The organism is Candidatus Scalindua japonica (assembly GCF_002443295.1).
Lineage (GTDB): Bacteria > Planctomycetota > Brocadiia > Brocadiales > Scalinduaceae > Scalindua > Scalindua japonica.
In genome coordinates this window covers 35,544-59,834 of the sequence record NZ_BAOS01000045.1, presented here as the reverse complement: position 1 = coordinate 59,834, position 24,291 = coordinate 35,544, and the positions used below count along the sequence as shown (strand labels likewise).

General features: G+C 39.7%; 17 protein-coding genes and 1 pseudogene. 1 reads left to right on the top strand and 17 read right to left on the bottom strand.

What is annotated here, in order from left to right:
- Positions 1-292: 292 nt before the first annotated feature.
- The gene (locus SCALIN_RS22465; RefSeq protein ID WP_162532442.1) at positions 293-442 is read right to left on the bottom strand and encodes a hypothetical protein; all 150 of its coding nucleotides are present in this window, start codon (positions 440-442) and stop codon (positions 293-295) included.
- Positions 443-578: 136 nt separating this feature from the next.
- On the opposite strand from SCALIN_RS22465, the pseudogene SCALIN_RS24220 reads away from it, so the two are divergent.
- Positions 579-806: pseudogene (locus SCALIN_RS24220) on the top strand (IS1634 family transposase); the annotation flags it as partial.
- A gap of 203 nt (positions 807-1,009) precedes the next feature.
- Here the strand turns inward: SCALIN_RS24220 and SCALIN_RS20415 are convergent.
- The 16 genes from SCALIN_RS20415 to accC all read right to left on the bottom strand — a co-directional run bounded on the left by SCALIN_RS20415 (position 1,010) and on the right by accC (position 24,132).
- Positions 1,010-2,260 carry a tetratricopeptide repeat protein gene (locus SCALIN_RS20415; RefSeq protein WP_096896283.1) on the bottom strand — a complete coding sequence of 417 codons (1,251 nt, stop codon included), beginning with the start codon at positions 2,258-2,260 and terminating at the stop codon, positions 1,010-1,012.
- Positions 2,261-2,345: 85 nt separating this feature from the next.
- Positions 2,346-3,566: a tetratricopeptide repeat protein gene (locus tag SCALIN_RS20410; RefSeq protein ID WP_096896282.1), complete on the bottom strand. Its 1,221-nt coding sequence runs from the start codon at positions 3,564-3,566 to the stop codon at positions 2,346-2,348.
- A 229-nt stretch (positions 3,567-3,795) separates the two neighbouring features.
- On the bottom strand, positions 3,796-5,541 hold the full coding sequence (gene hdh, locus SCALIN_RS20405; RefSeq protein WP_096896281.1) for a hydrazine dehydrogenase: 1,746 nt from the start codon (positions 5,539-5,541) through the stop codon (positions 3,796-3,798).
- A gap of 379 nt (positions 5,542-5,920) precedes the next feature.
- Complete coding sequence (locus SCALIN_RS20400) at positions 5,921-7,609, bottom strand: cytochrome b N-terminal domain-containing protein (protein ID WP_096896280.1); 1,689 nt, start codon at positions 7,607-7,609, stop codon at positions 5,921-5,923.
- 46 nt (positions 7,610-7,655) lie between these two features.
- Entirely contained in the window at positions 7,656-8,210 is a 555-nt protein-coding gene (locus SCALIN_RS20395) for a Rieske (2Fe-2S) protein (protein WP_096896279.1), read from the bottom strand.
- Between the two features lie 281 nt (positions 8,211-8,491).
- Entirely contained in the window at positions 8,492-9,301 is an 810-nt protein-coding gene (gene trpA, locus SCALIN_RS20390; protein WP_096896278.1) for a tryptophan synthase subunit alpha, read from the bottom strand.
- A gap of 25 nt (positions 9,302-9,326) precedes the next feature.
- Positions 9,327-10,559, bottom strand: coding sequence for a tryptophan synthase subunit beta (gene trpB, locus SCALIN_RS20385; protein ID WP_096896390.1), 1,233 nt, complete (start codon positions 10,557-10,559; stop codon positions 9,327-9,329).
- A gap of 100 nt (positions 10,560-10,659) precedes the next feature.
- Positions 10,660-12,231: a multiheme c-type cytochrome gene (locus tag SCALIN_RS20380; RefSeq protein WP_133112118.1), complete on the bottom strand. Its 1,572-nt coding sequence runs from the start codon at positions 12,229-12,231 to the stop codon at positions 10,660-10,662.
- A gap of 369 nt (positions 12,232-12,600) precedes the next feature.
- A complete protein-coding gene (gene hzsA, locus SCALIN_RS20375) occupies positions 12,601-15,024 on the bottom strand; it encodes a hydrazine synthase subunit alpha (protein ID WP_096896276.1) in 2,424 nt (807 codons plus the stop codon).
- Between the two features lie 120 nt (positions 15,025-15,144).
- Entirely contained in the window at positions 15,145-17,217 is a 2,073-nt protein-coding gene (hzsBC, locus tag SCALIN_RS23645) for a hydrazine synthase subunit beta-gamma fusion subunit (protein WP_096896275.1), read from the bottom strand.
- 39 nt (positions 17,218-17,256) lie between these two features.
- On the bottom strand, positions 17,257-17,835 hold the full coding sequence (locus SCALIN_RS20365; protein WP_133112116.1) for a hypothetical protein: 579 nt from the start codon (positions 17,833-17,835) through the stop codon (positions 17,257-17,259).
- 262 nt (positions 17,836-18,097) lie between these two features.
- Complete coding sequence (locus SCALIN_RS20360; RefSeq protein ID WP_162532441.1) at positions 18,098-19,474, bottom strand: sigma-54-dependent transcriptional regulator; 1,377 nt, start codon at positions 19,472-19,474, stop codon at positions 18,098-18,100.
- Positions 19,475-19,532: 58 nt separating this feature from the next.
- Positions 19,533-20,441, bottom strand: coding sequence for a formate dehydrogenase subunit gamma (locus SCALIN_RS20355; protein WP_096896272.1), 909 nt, complete (start codon positions 20,439-20,441; stop codon positions 19,533-19,535).
- Positions 20,434-21,540, bottom strand: a complete 1,107-nt coding sequence (locus SCALIN_RS20350) for a hypothetical protein (RefSeq protein WP_096896271.1) — start codon at positions 21,538-21,540, stop codon at positions 20,434-20,436. The genes SCALIN_RS20355 and SCALIN_RS20350 overlap by 8 nt, the downstream gene beginning before the upstream one ends.
- Before the next feature lie 133 nt (positions 21,541-21,673).
- Positions 21,674-22,420, bottom strand: coding sequence for a multiheme c-type cytochrome (locus SCALIN_RS20345; RefSeq protein WP_096896270.1), 747 nt, complete (start codon positions 22,418-22,420; stop codon positions 21,674-21,676).
- Between the two features lie 365 nt (positions 22,421-22,785).
- Positions 22,786-24,132 carry an acetyl-CoA carboxylase biotin carboxylase subunit gene (gene accC / locus SCALIN_RS20340; RefSeq protein ID WP_096896269.1) on the bottom strand — a complete coding sequence of 449 codons (1,347 nt, stop codon included), beginning with the start codon at positions 24,130-24,132 and terminating at the stop codon, positions 22,786-22,788.
- Positions 24,133-24,291 lie beyond the last annotated feature (159 nt).

Genomic DNA, 24,291 nt, shown 5'->3' with positions numbered 1-24,291 from the left:
ACTTCAGAACAAGCGATTAAACTACATCTTAAATAGCCAGTAAATACGTCTAGGATCGCATCCAACAAGCACAAATCAACTTATTACGTATTATTGTAAAGAGTAAGTTTTATGGTAGGGCCGATTGTAGTCAAAACGTAGTCAACTCCATCGTAACCAGTAGGACTATACAGGAATCAACAGGAAAAGTACAAATATATAAGCCATTGTAAGTTAATGTGATAGCGACATAACAGACACAGAATCAGGCAGTTATGTAAATTGTTAAAAATGGTCTTTTAGCATCTCTTAATCAGTGGATCGAAGGTTCGATTCCTTCAGGCCGCACCATATACCCCAACGACTTACGATAATTTTGACGTGTCTCACCCTCTGGAACTGTGTCAGAATTGTACCATTTTTTTGATACATTGTTCTCATTCTCCTCCCTCAGTCTGTCCAAAACATGAACCTCCTTTCTTTTGTGCCCCGGTGATAGATGCGAATACCTCATTAGTCATAGTGAGCGATTTATGCCCCCAACAGCTCCTTAACCGAAGTTCGACAAATTATTCTAAAAAAAGGGCAAAAAGAGATATATACAACATCAGCTTATAGAATCAGTACGCACCACAGCAGGCCCGAGACAGCGAATAGTTTTAAATCCTGGACAGCTTCACCTACCTGAAGACAAATGGAAAGAACTTGCCAATTGTATTGAAGAATTGTTAACCAATCAAAGACGTTTATTGCCTCAAGACTCTGAGGTGGAAGCGAAAGCGAGACATTATGCTAATCAGATAAGACAGGAGCGATTGGCCAATGCTTAAGAAGATGTAGTAGATCGTAAAGACGTTGCAGTAAAAGAAGATGCTTGGTTAAGACTCAAAGATGTAGTGCCGAAAATTGAGACGCGGAAAACTTAATTGCCTGCAATTATTAGAGATACAACTTTTGTTTGTCGAACTTCGGTTAAGACTATACATCATGAATAAAAATAGTAACCCTATGTGTTATCTTGGTAGATTTATCAATTTTTTAGCTTTTCTGCCTTCTCTTTTTCTCTTAATGCTTCCGCTTCTTTCAATGCCTCTGCTTCTATTTTTTGTTTCTGGAATTCATCATCCCTTTCAGCCGCACCTGTAAGTTTTGCGTCAAATTCTAACAGGCTAGGTGAGCCACCGGCCGTTTTCCTTATCATTCTATATTTTTCAAATTCATCACGTGCTTCAGCATCTCTGCCCAGTTTTTCCAAAGCTGCGGCCTTATTATAATAAGCATCAGCAAATCCACGATCTATAAGAATTGTTTTGTCATATTCTTCCATAGCCTTATCAAACAACTCCTGCTTATGGTAGATAGTACCTAGATTAAAGTGTGCGTTGGCATATTTCGGATCTACAGCTATTACCTTCAGGTTCTCTTCTATTGCCTTTTCATAGTCATTCTTACTGGCGTAAATCACTCCCAGATAATAGTGGGCATCTGCCTTTGCAGGGTCTATTTCAATAGCTTTTCTCAGATTATCTATCGCCTTGTCCATCATACCCTTAAGATAATAAACTAAACCAAGATTACAAAATGTATCATCATTACCCGGTTTTAAATCGTCCGCTTTTTTCAGCTCTTTCAACGCCTTATCAAATTGATCTGTAGCAATATAGGCAATACCCAGATTAAAATGCGCCTTTTCATATCCTGGCTTAAGTTCTATAGATTTCTCATAAGATGATATGGCCTTCTCAAGTAAGTTAAGATCCTGATACGCGACACCAAGATTATAATGAACACTTGGATTATAAGGATCATATTCCAGTACTTTATTATACTGCTCAAAGGCAAGGTCCATTCTCTTCAACCTCTGATAGTAAATACCCAGTCTTATTCTAGCTTCTGAATTCTTAGGCTCTTTCTCGATCGCATCTGTGTATATCGCAAGCTTATCATCAGGTACACCAATTTTTGCATATGTCTCAGACAGCTTTTTATGAGCATCTAGAAAGTCCGGACGCAATTCTATCGCCTTTCTATACTCTTTTACGGCCTTTTCCAACATCTCTTTTTTGGAATAAATATCACCGAGCTTATAATAAACTTCAGCCGCACTTATATCCAATTCAACAGCCTTTCTATACTCTTCAATGGCTTTTTCATGTTTGCCCTCAAGCACAAATTTGTCCCCAAGGTCAATATGATTTTGCGCATTGTCACAGCTTATGGCGATACAAACCACAAATATCACAAACAAATAATTGTATCTTACTAGAAATTCAAAAAACATCTATGTTAACTCCTCCCAAAAAGGCTCTCGAAAGAGAGGCCAGTTATGTTTATGCAAATATATACACAAATTTTTATTAAGAAGCCTAATCATCATATTCTAACAACCAATCCTTGAAACTTGGAATCATATATCTTTGAACTTTCTCTTTGTCCTCTATACCTCGCAATGCAGTCGCCGCTGCCTCAGAACCAGTCTTTGCCTTTACAATTTTACTATAGGATATATAGTCACTATACGCTTGAGGTGTATTACCCTTAGAGGCATATATCTGACCTCTGTTGTAATACGCATCCTCATAATTCTTATCTATCTCTAGAGTTAAATCATACTCTGCTATAGCCCTGTCTAATTTCCCCTGTTTATGGAAAACTACCGCTATGTTAAATTGAGAATTAATATGCTTGGGATCAATATCCAATGCTTTTTTATTCATTTCTAAAGCTTTCTCATAATTCTCCTGGAATGCGTATACAATTCCCTTTTGATAATAAGCCTCTACAATTTCCGGGTCAATTTCAATCGCCTTATCATAAAACGCTATTGCTTCATCAAATTTCTTATCCTGAAGTTTTATCATACCATAATCAACATAAACCTTAGCATATTTAGGATTTAGTTCCAATGTTTTCTTATATTCACTCATTGCGTTCTCAAGTTTATTTGTCTTGAGATATGAGACAGCAAGGTTATAATGTGCATCATCGTATTCAGGATTCATTTCAATCGATTTTAAATAAAGAGGGATTGACTTGTCTTCATAAAGCCCCATATCTTGATATGCTACCCCAAGATTATAATAAATAAATGGATTATCAGGATCTAACTGAAGGGCTTCTTCATACTCTTCAATTGCCTTTCTGGTCTGGTCCCATTTATGATAAAAAACAGCAAGATCGATACGAGCCATAGGATTATCAGGATCTTGCTCAACAGGTTTATACTTTCTCTGAAATGCGTCATCAGGATTACCTATTGCTATAAACGTTTCTGACAGTTTTTTATATGCATCTACAAATTTAGAATCCAGGTCAATTGCCTTTCTATAATGCTCTGCCGCATCTTCAAGCATCTGTTTCTCTGTATATACATTACCCAATCCGAAGTGTGCCCTCGCAAGATTTGGGTTTTTTTCAATAGCTTTCTTAAATTCAACTGACGCCTCTTCAACTTTCCCCTGTTCCAGTAATGCTTCTCCTACTTCCAGATGATTTGTCTGCTTCCCACAGCCGGCAAACGCCACTAAAACTACTAATAGTATTAAAATCAATGGATTTTTAATTCTCTTCTTAATTTTTGTCAACATGCATTCCCTACCTGAAAAAATATAAAAAATGTTTATTACTTATATAATAATATACTAATATACACAAAAAAAACATAAATAGTTAACACTAAATATTCTTATAAAAAACCCACCATTAAGGTGGGTTTTTTTATAAGAACTCCACAAAAAAAAGGGGAGCCAGGCAAAAAGCCCGGCTCCCTTTTGTACTTCTAATACTTATCTAAATCTATCTATTTAAAACATTAAATTAATGTTTTTTCATAGATCTTGCGCCTGGATCATGATCATGACTGTGCTGCTCATGTGCAGAATGATGCCCAGCCTTCATGCCCAATGAATCCAACATTCTGTTGATGTACTCAACTTCTGCCGCTGGTGCATGATTTGTATCCAACCAGCCCGGCTCAGGACATAGATCAAATATAGTCTTGCCTGGGAACTCCTTAACAATCTTCATACCAGACAACTGATCTAAGTAATCTCCCTTTCTCCAGAACTCAGCAGGTACCCAGTTGATTCCAGCCTTCTTCTCCAATGCAGTAAATCTTCTCGCCTGCTCTGAAGCTGCCTTTGCCTTCACCAACCATCTGTCCATACCAAAGGATCCATCACAATATGTCGCATCATTCCATGAACCATGCGCCATTCCTTTGAATATGTAAGTCATCCAGTATCCAACACTCTCAAAACATACTCTTTCTATGTCTGAACAGTTAGACATTCTGAACTCACCTGACTCACCCTTCTTACCACCATACTTCGGACCATCATGATAAGCACCAATCTTCAAACTCCAGATGTGCTGACCACTCCAGTCTGGTGCCAGATCCTTAGGCATTGGTTCGCCCATTCCATCCAGCATCAAATTCTCTGCTACTTTAAATGTTTCTGTATACTTCAGACCTGCATCCTTACAAGCTTCGTCCATTGCCTGCAAGTTCTCCCTTGCAAACCTTGGTGAATGACAGTCGTCACATACTGATACCCAGGTGTCTCTCTTTTCTTTCCAGAGAGGCGCACCCCTGTCTGCATTTGACATACCCATACTTGTGTATACAGTTGAAAGCCTCTGTACGTTGTGATGACCGCCTCTTAAATGACAGTACTGACAAGTCGGCCCAACGTAATCAGCATCAGACAACTTCTTGGTTAAATCAAACTGAGTAGGATCCCATTTGTTGGTCTGCCATACAACACCGTGTATTGAGATGTCATATGCTTCCCAGTCCCTGTGGTCTTTTCCCCAGTGACAAGTCTTACACTGTTCTGACTTTCTGGCAACTACCGGATTAAACTGATGCCTCTGATGACATGTGCTACAACGCTCTTCTGAACTTGTGTGACAGAAAGTACATCCCGCAGTGTCTCCAGGAGGTCTTTCGATTGACCATGCACACTCAATCTGTGCAAAGCTGGAACATGAAGCGTGTGAACCTATACCACCCTGTGAATTCTGGATGTACTGTTCTTCATGACAATCACTAACGCCACAAGCCTTTGAACTTGGCATAAGCAACTTCTGATGATTGTTACCATGACAGGTATCACAACCTGTTGGACTAGGTTCTGCTTTCGCATGCGCACTCTTTTCGTAATCTCTTACGATACCAGGTGTGACTACTGAATGACAACCCAGACACTCCTTCAGTCTGAACTGACCCTTGATTGGGTTTGAAGGCCTTACTTCATCCCTGTTGTACATATAATCCGGGATGTAGTAACGATATGCAGGGAGTGTTCTCCAGAATCTGGAATATTTTCCAGGATATGGAGGCGCGCCCTTTGGATATCCCATGTACTTCGCGTACAAACCTGAAAAGAAAACCTTTCCAGAGTTGTCAGGGTCTCCAGGCATACCATAGACTTCGTGCGGCACCCAATGCGTGATAATTTCTACCGCATCAGCGTCTTTACTGGAAAAATTCGCGTAAAAACAGAATGCTGCTACGAAAACCAGTAATGCAATAAATAATGTATTAAATTTCCTTAACATTTATTCTTACCTTCTCCTTTCCACTTCTAAAAATATAAAAATAAATAACCTACTGTAATACAAACGTTTGTGATGTTTTTGTTAAACAATTCTTTGTAAAAAAAACACCCCATCTCCTTCATTACTCTATATACCTCTAAAGTAAAGCGAAATTATATAATTTTTTACAAAAATGTCAACAAAAACTTGGCAATATCAGATATTCAAAAAGTAAGATTTTCGTTAAACAACGATACATCAATCAATTAATATCCGTAAGTTCTTAATTAAAATGGCCAAAGTTTCATTTATCCTAAACCTCAAGAATAAATATACCGGATTAAGAGAATTTGGAATTTAATACAATAGTATGTAAAAATCCAAAAAAACAGCACCAATATCAGTTAGTTTTTTTTCTCTTATTTTGGAGAAAGAATACTATATTATCTATCTCCTGCTTTGAAAGCTTATCTTTAAATGCAGGCATAGCGTTTAATTGACCAAAATATTTTTTTTGACCAGGGTCTTCAATAATACCTCGTAGCCACTCGTCAGATGCAAAATTATCCAACACAGGAGCGGTTTCGCCTCCCATTCCATCATATGTGTGACAATTATAACACCCATTCTCCTCTAATAACATCTCTCCTGATTCTTTCAATTCAGGATCAATCTCTTTACTCTTATCAGCCTGCGCTAGCAGAAAGTCTACCAGATCAGACAATTCTTCTTCCTCAAGGTCGTACTCTGGCATTACGTCAATCTTGGTATTTCCATAATATTTAGGAGCATTTGGATCAGAGAAGAATCCAACAAGCCAGGGCTTTGTATTATACGCTGTTAAATCAGGGGCGGTATTACCTCCAGAACCTTCAAAATTATGACACCCAAGACAGTGTTGACGAAGCAACTGTTCTCCTGAATACAGAGGATCATTCTGAAATACTGATGTTCCTCCCTGAGGCGGTATGCCATGCTCTGCCAGTTCTACAGCAATAAGGGCCATTTTTTCTGACTCTTCTCTCTGCTTTAAAATCCTTTCATCTCCGGAATCACTTATCGCAGACATCACTGTCAGAAAAATAACACCTGCGAGACCAGCACCAAAGCACCCCATCACTGGCAGTCTTTTTAAAGGATATCGACTTTTCGCCTTGTCAATAAATGGAAGAGCAATTATTAAGGCCGCAAAAATAGATGGGAGAAAAATGGCTCCAACAACTTCCATCTCACCTTCAAAATACTTTAAAAGCTGAAACAGAAAGAGAAAGTACCATTCCGGTCGAGCAAGAAAATTAGAACTAGGATCTGCAGGGGATTGTAATTCAGCACCACCACGATACCAGACAACTATTATCATGGAAACAAAAACAGCTATAGCAACAACAACATCTTTAAAGAGCTGATCCGGCCAGAATGGCTGTGTCTTTTTCTTGAGTTCCTGTTCACCGGGCTTCCAGTGCGGAGTGACACCATGTCTTCTAAACAGATAAATATGTGCCGCCATAAATGCTATAAGGCCGGCTGGCAGAAAAAAAACATGAAAGCTGTAAAACCGAGTCAGTGTCAAGTTACCATAATCATTTCCACCCTGAACTAAACCCTTAAGAAACCCTCCAATACCCGGAGACAACCCCATAATACTTGTAGCAACTTGAGTTGCCCAGTAACCCTTCTGGTCCCATGGAAGCAGATAACCGGTCAGGCCAAACCCAAGAACAAAGAAGAGCATAATAACACCGGTAATCCAGTTTAATTCACGAGGCCTTCTATAAGCACCATAAATCAGTGTCTGGCCCATATGTAGAACAGCAAGTACAATCATTGCACTTGAGCCTATGTTGTGCATACCCCTGACAAACCAACCGGAGAACGTTTTATGCTGAATATAATATACACTTCCCCATGCATCCGTTGCAGACGCCGAGTAACCTGTAGCAAGAATCACACCGGAAACTACCTGCATAATAAAGACAAAAACAAGGGCGCTACCAAAAACATATGACCACTTAGCCCCCCCTTTCACCGGTTCATCCATCATCTTGTCGAAAAGAGCACTGATACCGGTCCTATCTTCCAACCATTTCATTTTCAACCTCTAATTTTGATAAGGATTATTAAATATATACTAAGATCTATGCGGGCATTTTCTCAGAAACACCTAATTTCATTTTACGGTACTCTACAAATATCTTTCCATCTTTAATCTCTGCTTCAAGGGTATCCATCCCACGTGGAGATGGCCCGGAAAGGACTCTTCCCTCGATATCGAAATAACTATCATGGCACGGACAGATGAATTTCCCTGAATTATTGTCCCAATCAACCCCACAGCCCAGATGAGGACAAATTGAAGTAAAGACGGTAAATTTCTTGTCCTTACCCAGTATGACCCAGACGGCACCAATTTCTGTAGGAGGAAACTTAGTCCAAGCATCTACCTTAGTATCCACAATTTTCACCTTCCTTGGCACATTTACTACGCAATCACCTACACTTCCTACTTCTATCAAACCGGTTGAACCGGAAACAGTTTCCTGCAAAGCCGGGCTAATAAATGCGCGTATCAATGGAACAGCATAAGCTATACCTATTAATGAAGACAGTACCACTGAACAAATCTTTAGAAAGTTTCGCCTTCCCTGATTTGTATGTAGTACTGTCTCCTCTTTACAAACCTGATTATTCATATTAAAACTCCTAACCTGTCATACTGAAAGTTGATCAAGACAGCTCTATTTAATCAAAACTGTATTATCTCAATGTTCTACTCGGTACTTAACGATACCTATTTTCATAAATAAAATTCATGTGTTTATCGCAATGAAGGGAAACTAGTAAAACAAAATACTACGTGGTTTTTTTTAAAAAGAATCGGAAGGACTTGATAAATTGATTTCCAAAATACTTTACCAGCAGTACATTAGTTTTTTATACACCCCCCTGAACAACAGGAACAGTGATAAAATAACTAATGTTGACATTTCGTACTGTTCACTAATTCTCCCACAAACCCTCCTACTTCATTAACCAATACACTGTTACCTTGATTGCTAAATCTTTCTATCTCTTTTACTATGGCACTTCCTACAATAACACCGTCTGCAATTTTCCCGGCTATTCTCGCCTGCTCAGGAGTTGAAATTCCAAATCCCAAGGCAACCGGCAAATTTGTTAGCTTTTTTATTTTTTGAATATTATTTTTTATCTCATCAGACAGTTCGTTTTTAGAACCTGTAATCCCCACTACTGAAATATAATATAAAAAGCCTTGAGATTTTTTTAATATTAAGTCTACGCGGTTATCAGTTGTGGTTGGCGCAATGAAACATACTACCTTGAAATCTTCTTCTTTTTCAGCTTCAATTATCTCTCCTGCTTCCTCTATCGGAAGATCCGGTATCGTCGCCCCGTCTAGACCCGCACTGACTGCATTCTTTACAAATTCTTTACATCCATACTTGAAAAGAATGCTCTGTGATATCATAGCGATAATCGGTATCTCAGATTTTTTTCTAATATCCTTTACGAGCTGTAATATATCTGAAAGCTTAATTCCTGATGAAAGTGCCCTATAATAGGATGCCTGTATTACAGGGCCATCTGCAATAGGATCAGAAAACGGAACACCCAGTTCTATCATATCAGCACCCTTTCTGTCAAATTCTAATATCAACTCTTTTGTAGCATCCAGATTCGGGTCTCCCGCAGTTAAAAATGGAATAAACGCAGGCATGTTTTTCTCTTTCAATTCTTTAAATTTAGCATCAATTCTATTCACTTAATCAGACTCCTGTTATTACTAGTCATAAATTTATTCCCATCTTGGCGGCAACCTCAAAAGAATCCTTATCTCCACTACCTGAAAGATTTAATACGATAATTTTATCTTTATCGATCGTTGGGGCAATTTTAACAGTATATGCTATCGCATGGGATGCTTCAAGTGCAGGTATTATGCCTTCCAGGCGTGTACACAAACCAAATGCTTCTACTGCTTCATCATCAGTGACGGATACATATTCAGCTCTGTGTAAATCTTTTAAGTAGCTGTGTTCCGGCCCAACTCCGGGATAATCCAGTCCAGCTGAAATTGAATGAACTTTAGACGTCTGGCCCTCGTCATCCTGTAAGACATAACTTAAGCTGCCATGAAGAACACCCCTTTCACCCTTCGAAAGCGAAGCAGCGTGTTCTCCAATTCTAAAACTCTGACCGCCTGCCTCTACACCAATCAACTTCACATCCGTATCTTCAATAAACGGGTAAAAAACCCCAATTGCGTTACTTCCACCGCCAACACAGGCTATGATATAATCTGGTAGTCTACCCTCTGCCTTCTCTATCTGCTTCCTCACTTCCTGTCCAATTATTATTTGAAAATCTCTAACCATCATTGGATAAGGATGCGGACCAACTACAGAACCAATAATATAATGTGTATTCAACACAGAAGACATCCAATCTCTAAGCGCTTCATTAGTTGCATCTTTCAACGTTTTTGATCCTGTTTTCACAGGTATCACATTTGCTCCCAGTAATTTCATTTTAAAGACATTTAAGGACTGACGTCTTATATCTTCCTCACCCATATAAACGTCACATTCCAAGCCAAACATTGCTGCTGCTGTTGCAGTAGCAACACCATGCTGGCCTGCTCCAGTTTCAGCAATAATCCGTTTTTTCCCCATTCTAATAGCCAGCAAAACCTGTCCTATCGTATTGTTTATCTTATGAGCACCAGTATGATTTAAATCCTCTCTCTTAAGGTATATTTTTGGACCTTTTAATTTATCCGTTAATCTATTAGCAAAATATAGCGGAGACGGTCTACCCACATATTCATTTAAATAGTATTTTAAGTCTTCATTAAACTTCGGTTCTTCTTTTGCCTTAATATATTCCTTCTCTAACTGCTCCAGTGCAGGAATTAACGTTTCCGGAACAAAACTCCCACCATATTCTCCAAAGTGCCCACTTTTATCAGGAATGTTTTGGCTATAAAGCGCTTCACTCAAATTTATATTTTCTTCAGTCATGGTATTCATAATTAATTCTCCTCGGTACAAAAAAAGGGTAGCACAGTTTAGAAATCTCCGTGCTACCCTTCTAAAAACTACAAAAATTACCTAATGAAGATTAATGCTCTTCACCGAAACAAGGATGATCGCCGTGATCACATGCATCTTCGACTATATCGCCCTCTTGCCTCTTATAACCGGTAAGCAAATCTGTATATTCTCCATGCTTCCAGAAATCAAAAGCCTGATGCTCTATACCAACCTCTTTTTCAAGAGTAGAAATTCTTCTCAGCTTAGAAGCCTCATCTTTGATCTTAACAAGCTGTCTGTCCATAACAAACGCACCTGCATTGTAAGTAACATCATCTGTTGAGAAATGAGCTGCTGCTTTGTATACACCAGTTACCTGGTAAACAATCATCTCAACGGCAAGTCTTTCAATGTTTGAAACATTGTAGAACCTTGGAGCACCACCTGGTAGTAGATTCATTGTGTGACCACCAGTGTAGTCAGGTGCCAGGTCAGCCGGCATTGGATCAAACAAGCCTTCAAGATATAACCCAACAATCACGCCAACTGCTTCACGCCATTTAGTGAAACTGATATGAATCTGTTCATCCATAGCATACAATTGTTCAGCCGCAAATCTTGGTGAATGACAACCCTGACATCTTTTTATCCATCCATCCCTCTTTGCTTTATGCTGTGGTGCACCTCTGTCTAGCTGAAACATACCCATATGTGCATAATCTGTTGACATATGTTGTACATTGTGATTACCATCTTCACCTATATGGCAGTAAGCACATGTTGGTGTACGGTAATTCTTAGGAGTCATCTTCTTATCCCAATCCCAGGTGTCACCTTCCATCATATAAATCTTACCATGAAAAGAGTTGTACCAGAACTCGTATTCAGCATGGTCTACACCCATGTGACAAACACCACATGTATCTGGTTTTCTTGCTTCTGATGGTTTGAACTGATGCCTTGTATGACATCCGTCACATCTGTTCCCTGCGATACCATGACACTGAGCACATCCGGCTACTTCTTCAGCAGGTTTTCCAATTTGCCAGGCAAATTCGGTTACAGATATATCCCAAATAGTATGAGAGCCATGTGAACCCTGTCCACCGGAAAGATGTTCACGTTTTTCCTTTGCATGGCATTTACCACAAGTGGTAACGCTGGGCATTGTCAATTCCTGATGGTTATTACCATGACATGCATCACATCCTACTACCTGCTCCGCTTTCATCGCAGCTGTCTTTCCACCTTTTGAGTGTTTGCTTGCTTTCCAGTCAACTACTATTCGAGGCGTCTGGATTGAATGACATAGAACACACTCATCAGACTTAAACTCTCCCTCAACCTTTTGTGTTGATACATAGTAATCATCAGGGTTATAGTACAAAGCTGTTACAGGTAAGTAATTAAATATATTTTTAAACTTACCTTCACCCGGTAATACTCTATCTGGACCTGTGTATCTGGCTGTCAATCCAAAGACATACATTGTTCCATCATCATCATCTCCAACAGCCTGCCCATAAATTGATGACGCTACATCCTGAAACGTTGGTGCCGCATCATCAGCATTTGCACTTTTGCAGAAATTCATCGGCAACAAAGTGCAACCGGCAATAATTGCCAGCATAAATAACAAACCTCTTACTGATCGTATCATTCTTCTTCCTTCTCCTTTCTTCTTAGTATAAAAAGATACAATAACAACATCTTGAAACACTGTCACACACTAAGTAAGCTTTTATACTCTATAACCTTTCAGCACTAAAAAAAATTGCTATATTAATAAGCTAGTACCAAGCTCACTTATTCTGTAAGTACTTACTACCTTAAGATATAAAACACTAAACCAGAAACATCTTCTTTCTTAAAAAGAATATGAATTATACTAATAACGAAATACTTGTCAAGTGATTTTAGTAAATATAAATAAAAAAAAGCTGGCATAGTTTTCAAACTCCTACTATGCCAGCTTTAAACTAACTAAATGCTCAAAAAAAAGCACTTTTCCTGAATCTAAAATCGATTCTTATTTGTTACCACGATATCCTGGGTATGGGTCAGGACCTTGAATATTGTCCCACTGTGCACCCATGTCTACCCATTCAACAAATAAGTATCTCTCTTCTGGTGTTAAGATTTTGTTATGCATAACCCTTCCTGCAACAGGCATAGGATTAGCCCTTGGTGCGAACTGTGACAGTTCTTCTTCATAAAGTCTCCAGACTAGAAGACTGTTTATAGCAGCACTTGGGTTAACATACTTACCACCGATGTTAGTGTCTCTACCTCTCTGAGGAGCCAGAAGACTGTTATATGATTTGCTGAAAGCGGCTATGCCATCAACAGATACCAGATCAGTACTTCCACTCAGATTAGGAGACTGAGAAGAATTGTGACAAGAAGCACATTTAGCGTCAATGATCGGCTGAATGTCTCTTCTGAAGTCAACAGTTCTCAACTTATCAATGTTCAATCCTTCAACTGCTGCTGAAGTAGTACCTGAAGCACCACCGTAATATACATCGGCAGGAACAACTACGTCTTCACCATGTTTCACACCAGCATATTTACCATTTTTGTCAACTCTCAAGTTAGCCCACATAAATGGTGAATCATAATGGCTCAGGTCACTGAACCACCAGTTATAAAGTGCTTTTGTGTGAAGGTTCAAATAACCCTTCTTATCATAAGAACCCCAATGACATCCAGTACATATTCTGCCACCATATGGTCTTACATATGCCCATGACAACTGAGTCTGAACTGACATACCATTATCATCCAGAATCTGCCAGCAATAAGCTTCATCACCAGGATGTGAACTCACAACTGAACCATCATCTTCTACATACTGATACCCGAACATACGCCTCTGAGAAAAAGACGATCCAGAGTTAGTACTTGACTTAGCGCCACCAAGAAGGTGTGCACCAGCACCCTGAAGATATCTCTTAGGATCAGGCTCATCCGGGAGGATTACATTTAATGCCCTGACAGCTTTGATGTCACCATGTGCAACTTCCTTTGCCCTCTGATGAGGATAAGGACCAATTGGTAGATTTGTCAAAGTTGTATCAAAACATATTGTTGTACTCCATGAGTGAGGATATCCTTCAACCCTAACCTGGTCAAACGGCTGATAGGTCACTGTTGTAACACCAAATTCAGCTCCAGCTGTAAAGGAGTTTATCCATCTTGGTTTGTAACGTGGATAAACTGGCTGTGGCTGATGATCGTTCCACTCAGGATCATCATATACTAACTCAGATACAGTACCTTTGTCAGCACAGAAGTAGTAAATACCAAAATCCTGCCTTTCAGCAGAAGACACCATCAAACGTCCGTCTGGCATTGGATGTGGACTTCTGTAAAGTCTTCCATCATGGTTCAACCTTGACTGAGTCTTAGAATGCGGAGTAGTCCAGCTAACTCTTGCAAGATTACCTATACCAGAATTGCAGTCTAATGCCTCGATGTAATAAACATATCCATCTGAAGCCTCTCTAGCCGAAACCTTAGGATCATTTGGCTGCTCATCAACCTCGTTACCATAGATATGTCTTGGATATGAACCATCCCAGTTATCTACGAGAAGGCATGTACTGCCCTTGGAGTTGTTATGAGTACCATTACCCTGTGTGCTGCTGAACATAATATTACCGTCACGTGTTAATGTAGGATCAAAATTCGAACTAGCATTGTAAGTAATTTTGTCCATAACAGTATCAACGTTTGGCATAGTAAGTCCAACCAGTAAATGACCACAGATTCTATCCATAGACTTTCCACCCTGAGGATCAAGTCTGTAGATGTCAAAGTTATGATCTCTACCAAACTCATCCTTTGCACCGTCAGGTGAGTAAGCAAGCATCAGGAAACCTAACTTATCAACATCACCACGATGGTTCCAGTCACCTTCGAAGTATCTGTCTCTAGATATAACTCTACCTTTACCTTCTTCAATAGCTCCGGCTGCATAATAGAGAGGACTTCTTGATGTACCAGGGGCATCAGTTAACTGCCTGAGACCTGAACCGTCAATGTTTATCTCCCAAATCTGACAACCGCCACCGTTTTTGTGAACTCCTGCAAATGCTAACTTCTTACAATCCCAATAAAGACATGGATCGAAAGCGCTCTTGAAGTCCTTTGTAAGAACTTTCAAGCTTCTTGTCTTCGTGTTGTATGATACAATCCTGCTATCATTAGAAACATAATTAGGGTATTGGTGATATGGGTCTCCAGCGCTTGTCGGCTTAGACTGAGTGAAAACTACAGTATCAACCTCACCCTGAATTTCTCTAGCCATACCCCAGTAGTCTCCCCAGATCGCCTTGCCAGGTTTAGCTCCACCTGTCATGATTTGAGCCTGGGAGTCGGCACTGCTGAACAGCCCCCATATAGCAACAACACCAACCAGGGCCATAGACTTCAAAAATCCCTTCTTCATAAGTTGGTTTACTCCTTTCCTTTTAATATTAAAATGAAACACTAATAAGTCTTTTTACGTTGAATCCACAACTGATGATAGTCTCCTTAACAGCTGAGACTATCACCATATTAATGAATTTTATAAAGCCTTCATAAACTCCACAAGATCCTGCAACTCCTGGTTAGACAGATGTGATGTAATACCATGCATGTCTTTTGTTGTGCAAGTGTTGTCAATAGTATTCATCAAAGTCTGCGCACTACCATCATGGAAATATGTACCTGAAGCGTAGATATCTCTCAATGTTGGAGTATCAAACTCTTTTACAAGATCAAGTCCGATAATTGGCACATCGTACTCTTCACTATAAGGCTCTACACCTGATTCAAGAACAGTAGTATTAAAAACAGCTCCAGGTGTTGTCCTGAAACCATCTCTACCGACTCTTCCGGTTCCGACATCATGAGTCTGAGCATCACTAAACAGAGCCCTTGGATTCTTAGGATCTCCAGGATGACACTCTATGCAACCAACCTTTGGATCACTAAATACTTTCCATCCTCTTTTCTGAGCTTCAGTCAACGAACCATCATCATTTCTGAACGGACTTCCTGTGAACTCTAAAGACCTGATGTAAGCAATCAAAGCCTCAAGTCTTTCAGGAGAGAAATTCTCACTTCTGAACACAAATCCAGGGTCACGACCACATACCCTGTCAATTGATGATGTTGCACCAACGATTTCATCAGGATGTCCTGTGAAACCTTCGTGTCTGAACGGAGGAAGATATCTTCCACCCCTGATGTACTTCGTGTTCTTCCAGCTACCCCAACCTTCATCACCAAGGTCCCAGATCGTGCCTGTTGTCTGACCTCTTTCATAGTGGCAGCTTGCACATGAATACTCACCCTGCAGCGTCCATGATGCTTCATTAAACAAAAACTGTCCATATCGTACTAATTCACTCTTATATGGAGAGTGCTTCACTCTGTAATGTACTTCTGGAACTGTTAAAGGCTCACCTCTTTCGAGTGGCTCCCAATCAGGACCTGTTTTTATTGTAGCTATTACTACAGGCTCTTCACCTACCTGAATAACTGATACACTGTTTGTGAAATAGTTAGCAGTGTACAATGTTTTACCATCCGGTGAAAGAACAACTGAACTTGGACCCAGACCAACATTTACTCTGTCTACCAGATAGTCAATCATAAGAGTCAAGTCATTCTTCATATCGTCAAGCTCTTCTTGTGTGCTTGAAACAACGATGTCCAACAGCTTTTCCAGATCAAGAATTGTTATCCTGTGCATACTTCTAACACCTATAAAAGCATACTTTCCGTCTGGTGATACTGTTACACCATATGGATTTCCGTCATAGTTGTTGTGCTCATCAAGCGGCATACTTGCTACCTTACCACCTTTTTTTGTCTCTACAACTGCAAGGTTGTTAGAGAAAATCTGAGCATTTTCTGCTTCACAAACAGGCAACCAGTTCTTTGGCTGTTCCATTGTGACAAGAACGTACTTTCCATCAGGTGTGTACTCTACACCCCTCAGGTTACAACTCTGATAGATATTTCTGTGCTCAATAACCCTTCCTGTTGCAAGATCAACGAAATCAACACCCCTGTTGATCTTACCTGTTGTATCCAGGATTACAGCACCAGTTTTTCCATCAGGTGAGATAGCGATATCTCTTGGACCGTAATCAGTAGTTCTGATTTCACCTACTTTGTTGTTCATAGCGGTGTCGATAATATCTACCGTATTCCACATACTACCTGAACAACATACATAAGCCTTTGATCCGTCTTTTGACAACTTTACACTACAAGGCCAGTCACCAACTTTAATTGTTTTAACAACAGCCTTATTACTTACATCTATAACGGAAACAGTGTCACTTTCAGCATTACAGACATATAAAGTGCGACCGTCCTGTGTATAAACACTAGCTTCCGGCTGTACCTGTACAGGCACCTCTCCGGTCACCTTTCTTGACCTCGCATCAACAAACGTCACGCTATGTCCCGACTGATTACAGAGGGCCAACTGACCTCCATCAGGCGAAACTGCTACGTGGAATGGGGATGGATGCTCTGTCCTTACCCTTGTGCCCTGTATAAAGCCAGCACCAGCACTTTGAACCAGCGCCAAGCTTAGTATTCCCGCACTCAGGAATCCCAATATCCAAGCCTTTTTCTTCATTCTTCACCTCCAAAAACATAAAATTATAAAATTACTACATTAAAAATCTGGTTCATGCGGACATGTACCAGACATTTTACAAACAGTTTCAAGTTCTTCACCACAATCTTCACACTTACCAAATGTAAGCAAATGCTCAGCATACTCTTTTTTATGATCGATCTCATGGCCTGCACCTGGCTCGCCATACTCTTTGCCACACTTCTTACAACCAAAATTTAATTTTGCCCTGATTGCAGTACCTGTCAAATCATCATTGCAAACTTCACAAAATCCGATATTAAATGCGTAGCAAGCCTTAGAATTCTCGCATTTGTCATTAACGCAATTATATCTTGTCCTGATACATGACCAGGATTTCACCATCTTATGTTTAGCAACTTCTTCACCAGCCTTATGTTCTTTGCTATTCCAGATGTATTTCAGGTTACCACATTCACTCCAGGTAAATATCTCCTTACATTCTGTACACCAATACAAAAGCTCGTTAACTTTCTTCGGACAAGGCCCGCCCTTTTCAGCAGAAGCAACTGTAAACTGCCCACCTATCAGCGCAAACATTGACACAAGTATAGCCAGACACAAAATCTTTCCAAAACTTCCTTTTAATGTACTCAAATCTTCACCCCCTTTCAAATTTCGTTTTCCATAATATATTGAACAACACTATTGAATCAATGTGAAAACATGCACATAGCGTGCCATAATACCATCCCACTAAAACAAACTACATAAGCCAATAAACCGCAGAAGCTTGTTACAAAATCATTTGTGACTATACCAATAATACGTATTAAAAAGTGGCTGAATTCTACCAAATCATTACTTCAATCTGTCAGCAAACTACCAAAGAAAAGATTGAATGTCAAATTATTTATTATCAGTTATTAGCATATTTTTCAAGCCGATATCTAAATGTTCCTCTGCTAAGCCCCAACAATTTAGCCGCCTTAGTTTTATTATTCTTGCTTTTTTTCAATGCCTGCAAAACCAGATGTTTTTCCAACTCGTCTATTGAAATACCCTCTGGCGGCAAATCAATATTCATCATCTGACATGACTTATCCTTACTATGCCCACAACTTGAAATAGACTCCTTAACTAACGAAACAGGAAGATGATCCTCTGTAATAATATCCCCCTTACACAATATAACAGCCCTTTCAATACAATTCCTCAGCTCCCTTACATTACCGTCCCATTTGCTAGAAATCAATAGGTTTTCAACATTCTTAGACATCCGAAGAGACAACTTGCCCATCTTCTCAGAAAACTGAGAGACAAAGCTCCGCGCCAACTGTAAAACATCCTCAGGTCTTTCCCTGAGGGGTGGCATCTCTATGGGAAACACATTTAATCTATAGTATAAGTCTTCCCTGAATTGACCATTTTTAACATATTCTTCAAGATTTTTATTGCTGGCACAAATTATCCTTACATCTACTTTTATAGTTTCTGATCCGCCCAGCCTTTCTAATTCACGCTCTTCTATCAATCTCAGTACCTTGGCCTGCACAATAGGGTTCATCTCCGAGATTTCATCAAGAAACAACGTCCCACTATTAGCCAGTTCAAATCGTCCCTTTTTGCATTGCTCTGCACCAGTAAATGCGCCCTTTTCAAAACCGAATAACTCGCTTTCCAGCAATGTTTCAGGTAACGCGGCACAGTTAATCGATATCAACGGGCCACCTTTCCTCAAACTATTAAAGTGAATTGCCCGGGCTACCAGCTCTTTCCCGGTGCCACTTTCTCCGCAAATAAACACAGTTGAATCAGTCCGGGAAACGTCTCCTGCAAGCAAAAGAACCTCCAGTATTTTTGGCGAATTACCTATAATATTGCCGAAATTGTAATGAGATTCCAACTCTTTACGAAGATATCTGTTTTCCATAGCAAGAGATCTCATTTTAAGCGCTTTATCAACAGCAACAGACAGAGATTCACCTTCAAACGGCCTTACAATATAATCAAACGCACCCTCTTTCATCGATTCTACAGCTGTCTCAATGGAATCATCTCCAGTAACAACAATCACAGGCAGCTCAGTATCCATAGACTTAATCTGTTTAAGAAATTCCAGCCTGCCCATCTTTGGCACTCTCAGGTCTGTAATAATTAAATGAAGTTTTTCACGCTCAACAAAATCCACAATAGAAGTCAGGTCTTGCGCTTTAACAATCTCGATATTTTCGAGCTCATCAAATATAACCTTTATATTGCGAATCGTACGCTCTTCGTCATCTGTTATTAACACCCTACTAATCACCCAGAATCATCCTCAAAAAAAAGAAGGAAAACAGCATTCTATATTATCAAAAAGCAAATATACTAAATATATCAAAATGGAGGTTTTTAGTTAATTCCACAAAAAGATATGCCAGAGAACATACTACGGATGACAGCATAAACCCTACCATCAGCAACCCAACAGCAAGAAGCGGAACTCCCATTAACCTGGAAACAAATTTTGCACCGGCAGAAGATGCCGGAACCCTCAGACTCTCTAACTGACCCTCTTCCTTCATTCTTTCATAATAAGCACCTCTTTCATGCTTAACATGCGCCTCATCAATTTTACCGGTAAACATTGCCTCATCTGTTGGAATATTTTCAGGAAGCATGTGTGTATGCAGGAAATGAATTGAAAAGATAAAACCTGCCGCCAGCAACGCTTCGTATCTATGAGCAACCAGTGCTATACTTGGGATATCAACATATGTCGCAATGCTGGCAGGCACCAGATTCGCTGTTTGCACAGGAAACCAGAGAGCAAAACCCGTAACCGCCATAACCAACGTACCCCACATTAGCGAAAGATATTCAAATTTTTCCCAATAAATATATCTTTCAAACTTCGGCCTTTTCGCCAGCCTGAAAAACCACAAGATATCTCCCAATATATGCAACACATCCTTTGGTTGTATCAAAAGAGAGTCCGGCCCCCAGAAGATACCCTTATCCTTCCTTATTAATGTCTCAAAGGCAAGATATGCAAAATGAAGAAATGCCGCAAAAAAAGTAATAAGCGCACATATCCTATGAATATTACCAGCCGTAGGATAACCTCCCATCAGGCCGTACAACCATTGAGCCCATGCGTAATCCTTAAACACCAACGGCATACCTGTCAGCACTAACCCAAAAAAGCTTATTATTGTTAGCGTATGGCCAAATCTATGAAATTTACCAAATCGCATTAACGTTGTAGTGCTATTAGCCATGATCAGCACCCCCCTCCTTTCGATCGTCTAGTATTGATGCCAGCCACGAGAAAAGCATATGAGTACCAAACTGTATAAACGTTACCACTAAAAGACCCACATAAGCCAGAAATAGCACGGTTAGTAATGTCTGCGGGCTCTTCACGATTGCTTTGATTTCCCCGGGGTCCTTCCTGATGTTCTTAAGAGCTACCAATGCAGACTTATAATATCCAATATCTTTGTATCCAGGATGCGCGACATGCTTAACAAAACTGTCCCCAGCCCCAGGATGACACTTACCACACGTCTCCTTTGCATTCTCCGGTCCTAATGTAGACTCCGGGTCTGACGAATTAAGTATGGTATGCTGCCCGTGACAATCGACACATGTTGCTATATCTGTGCCCAAATGCCCCATTGCAGTAACTTGACCGTGGAGGTTATTGCGATATGATCTATAATAACTCTCGTGGCATCCTCCGCATTTTTCTATAGTGTCTCCCCTATGCTCCAGATTATCAGCCCGAGGAGTATTCATCTTAGACTTTTGACCTGTATGACAATACTTACAGGTAGGCAGCTGAACTCCTTTTTCCTGCATTAAACTCGCATGACTACCCTCAAGAAATGTTGCAGCAGGGTCATCATGACAGAACGTCACACAATCCACCGGTTTCAAATTAGGATAATGTTCCCCTTCTGTATCCTCTAAATCTGCATGACAGTCGATACAGTAGAAATCCTCACCACCGTGAGCTGATGCATGGTATTCTTTTTCATCAACAACCATTGATACAAATTCTACTTCACCGGTTACGTGATCCACCCTTACCTTAGAATCTACCGCCGATGGATCTGTATGGCACTCCATACAGTCACTATTTTCTTGAGCAAAAGCGTTATTTATTGATGAAATTGAAGATATGAAAACAAGACATGAAACGAAACATATTAATACAACAAGCTTACGAATTTTACTATCTTTAGATACCCTTAACGTTGACTTTGACAATGATACCACTTTATGATTTCCTCCTCTTATGTTTAAAGAAAGATAGTACTTATATTGTGGGCGAACTCTAACTTCAGCAGCATATCCTAACAGCAGGCCCCACATTCAATCTCCCCTCTCCCAGAAAGAGAGAGAGGGGAGCAGAAAAACACTTGTTAATGTCGCTATTTATAAAAAAGCTACGAATGTGAAGCTTTAATTTACAAACCATTTACAAAAGCAAAACACGAGACAATAATTATTTAGCATTAGGTGGCTTTGTCTTAAACCATGGATCCTGTTCCAAATAACCCTTCCACTTCTTTTTATCCGCTTTAGGCGCAACGTCATCTATAGCGTCATGGTCTCTGTGATCATCCCGTTTAATGTAATTTTTAGTGAACAACCTATCCTGACCTTCACTATTTTTCTTACCTTCGCACTTAGGACATTTATTTTTAGCATCAGGAGTATCCCAGTGGCACTGCAGGCATTGTTCTTGTATTGTTTTAGTGTTGATTCCCGCAACAATCATCCCTGCATCATATTGAGCCTTCCTGGCAGCCATAGGATCATTTTTCAACAGATCCTTGAAGGCATCCTTACCCTTGTTCATGTAATTTTTCTTTACTTTAATGTAACCTTCACCAGGGCCGTGACACGCTTCGCAACCAACATTTTCAATAAAATCCTTACTACCCTGCTTTGACTTGCCTTTCTTAATCTTCATTCCCAACCCGGTAGCGTGACATTTCAGACACTCAGGATTACTCTTATCTTCGTCAGTTTCCAACCTTTGGAAGGTGTTGTAATGCTGATTTTTCATCTTCTTATACTCTTCACCTTCAAAGCAACCTTTAGACATATGGCACTTGCAACCTGAGTTACTCATGAACTTCCACTTCTGTTTTTTTCCTGCAAAGCCCTGGCCACTACAAACGATCACAAGTGACAATGTAATAGCTGCGGACATCAGAAAAAATCTACTTAAATTTCGGCCAAACATATTGTAACCCCCTTCTCAATATCTTAAATTATGCTGTAATAATTAATACTCTTGCCATGACAATTAACACTTAAAACCACATAACACATAAAGGCAAGAAGTGTGGAATTTTATCAAGACCATTTTAGTGTGTCAAGAAAAAACTATTAGATACATTTTATAAAGAACCCAGTCAAAAAGCAAATTTTATAAATACTTTTTATCGATAGATAATGACACACTCAAGACGCTATAAATAACAATCTTTTTTTAGTCCTACAGTGTTTAAAACACTAATAAATCATTGCTAAATCCATGTATTAATTAGACACCAAACCTATTCATTAATCTTCTTTGAACAGGTTTAGCAAGTATTTTCCAAATTCCTATTTCTCATCTATGAGATTTTCAACAAAATGTGTATCAACATCGCCAGTTGCAAACCTTGAATCTGAAATAACCTTTAAGTGAAGAGGTATCGTCGTCTTAATTCCTTCAATCCTGTATTCACTTAACGCCCTCTTCATACAGGCAATAGCCTCTTCCCTTTCTTTTTGATGAACTATCAATTTGCCTAATAATGAATCATAATACGGTGGCACCTCGTATCCGGCATAAACGTGTGAGTCAACCCTGACACCCTTACCCCCAGGGACACTGCACATTGTAATTTTACCGGCATATGGCCTAAACCCATTATCAGGGTCTTCCGCATTTATCCTGCACTCTATTGCAACCCCTTCGCTTTTTATCTTCTTCTGCCGCAAGTTTAATCTCTCGCCATAGGCAATCCTGATTTGCTCTTTAACCAAATCGATCCCAGTAATCATTTCCGTCACTGGATGTTCAACTTGAAGCCTGGTGTTCATTTCAATGAAATAAAATTTTCCCTCCGAGTCAACCAGGAATTCCACTGTCCCAACATTTGTATAACTAACTGCTTTTGCAAGCTTTATGGCAGATTTACATATATCTTCACGCAATTGATCTGCTAAATTTGGCGATGGAGCCTGCTCCACTAACTTCTGATGCCTTCTTTGAATTGAGCAATCCCTCTCTCCCAGATGCACTACATTACCATATTTATCAGCAACTATCTGGACTTCAATATGCCGCGAAGGCTCTATGTATTTCTCAATATAAATAGAAGAGTCGTTAAAAGCCACTTTAGCTTCACGCTGTGCAACCGCAAGAGCATTGACCAGACTGATATCATTATGAGCAACCCTCATACCTCGGCCACCGCCACCGAATGAAGCTTTTATCAAAACAGGATAGCCAATTTTGTGTGCTACCTCCAGAGCCTGCTGCTGGTCGTTTATAGTAGAGTCACTACCTGGAATTACAGGTATCTTATTCTCAATTGCTATATTCCTTGCAAGGGTTTTATCACCCATTTTATTCATTACCCCTGAATTCGGTCCAATAAATACAATATTAGACGATTCACAAACTTCAGCAAAGTGACTATTTTCAGCCAAAAAGCCGTATCCCGGATGTATAGCCTCTATATCCGTGATCTCTGCAGCACTTATAATACTTGGAATATTTAAATAACTTTCTGCAGATTCCCCAGGACCGATACAAACATGCGCATCCGCAGATTGCAGATACAAGGCATCTTTATCAGCCTTTGAGTAAACGGCAACCGTTTCAATACCAAGTTCTTTACAGGTTCTTATTATCCGTAAAGCTATTTCACCCCTATTTGCGACCAATATCCTGGAAAACATAAGCTATGCAAAACCCTCCTGATTTCCACCTTCTTCATAGTAGAATATAAAATCTATAATTTTATTTTGGTTAATTTTTTTATCAACGCAAAGCCAAATTATGAGAAAAACTCGCACTTGATTATACCAGCGCGACCCATAAAAATATTATTATTGTTA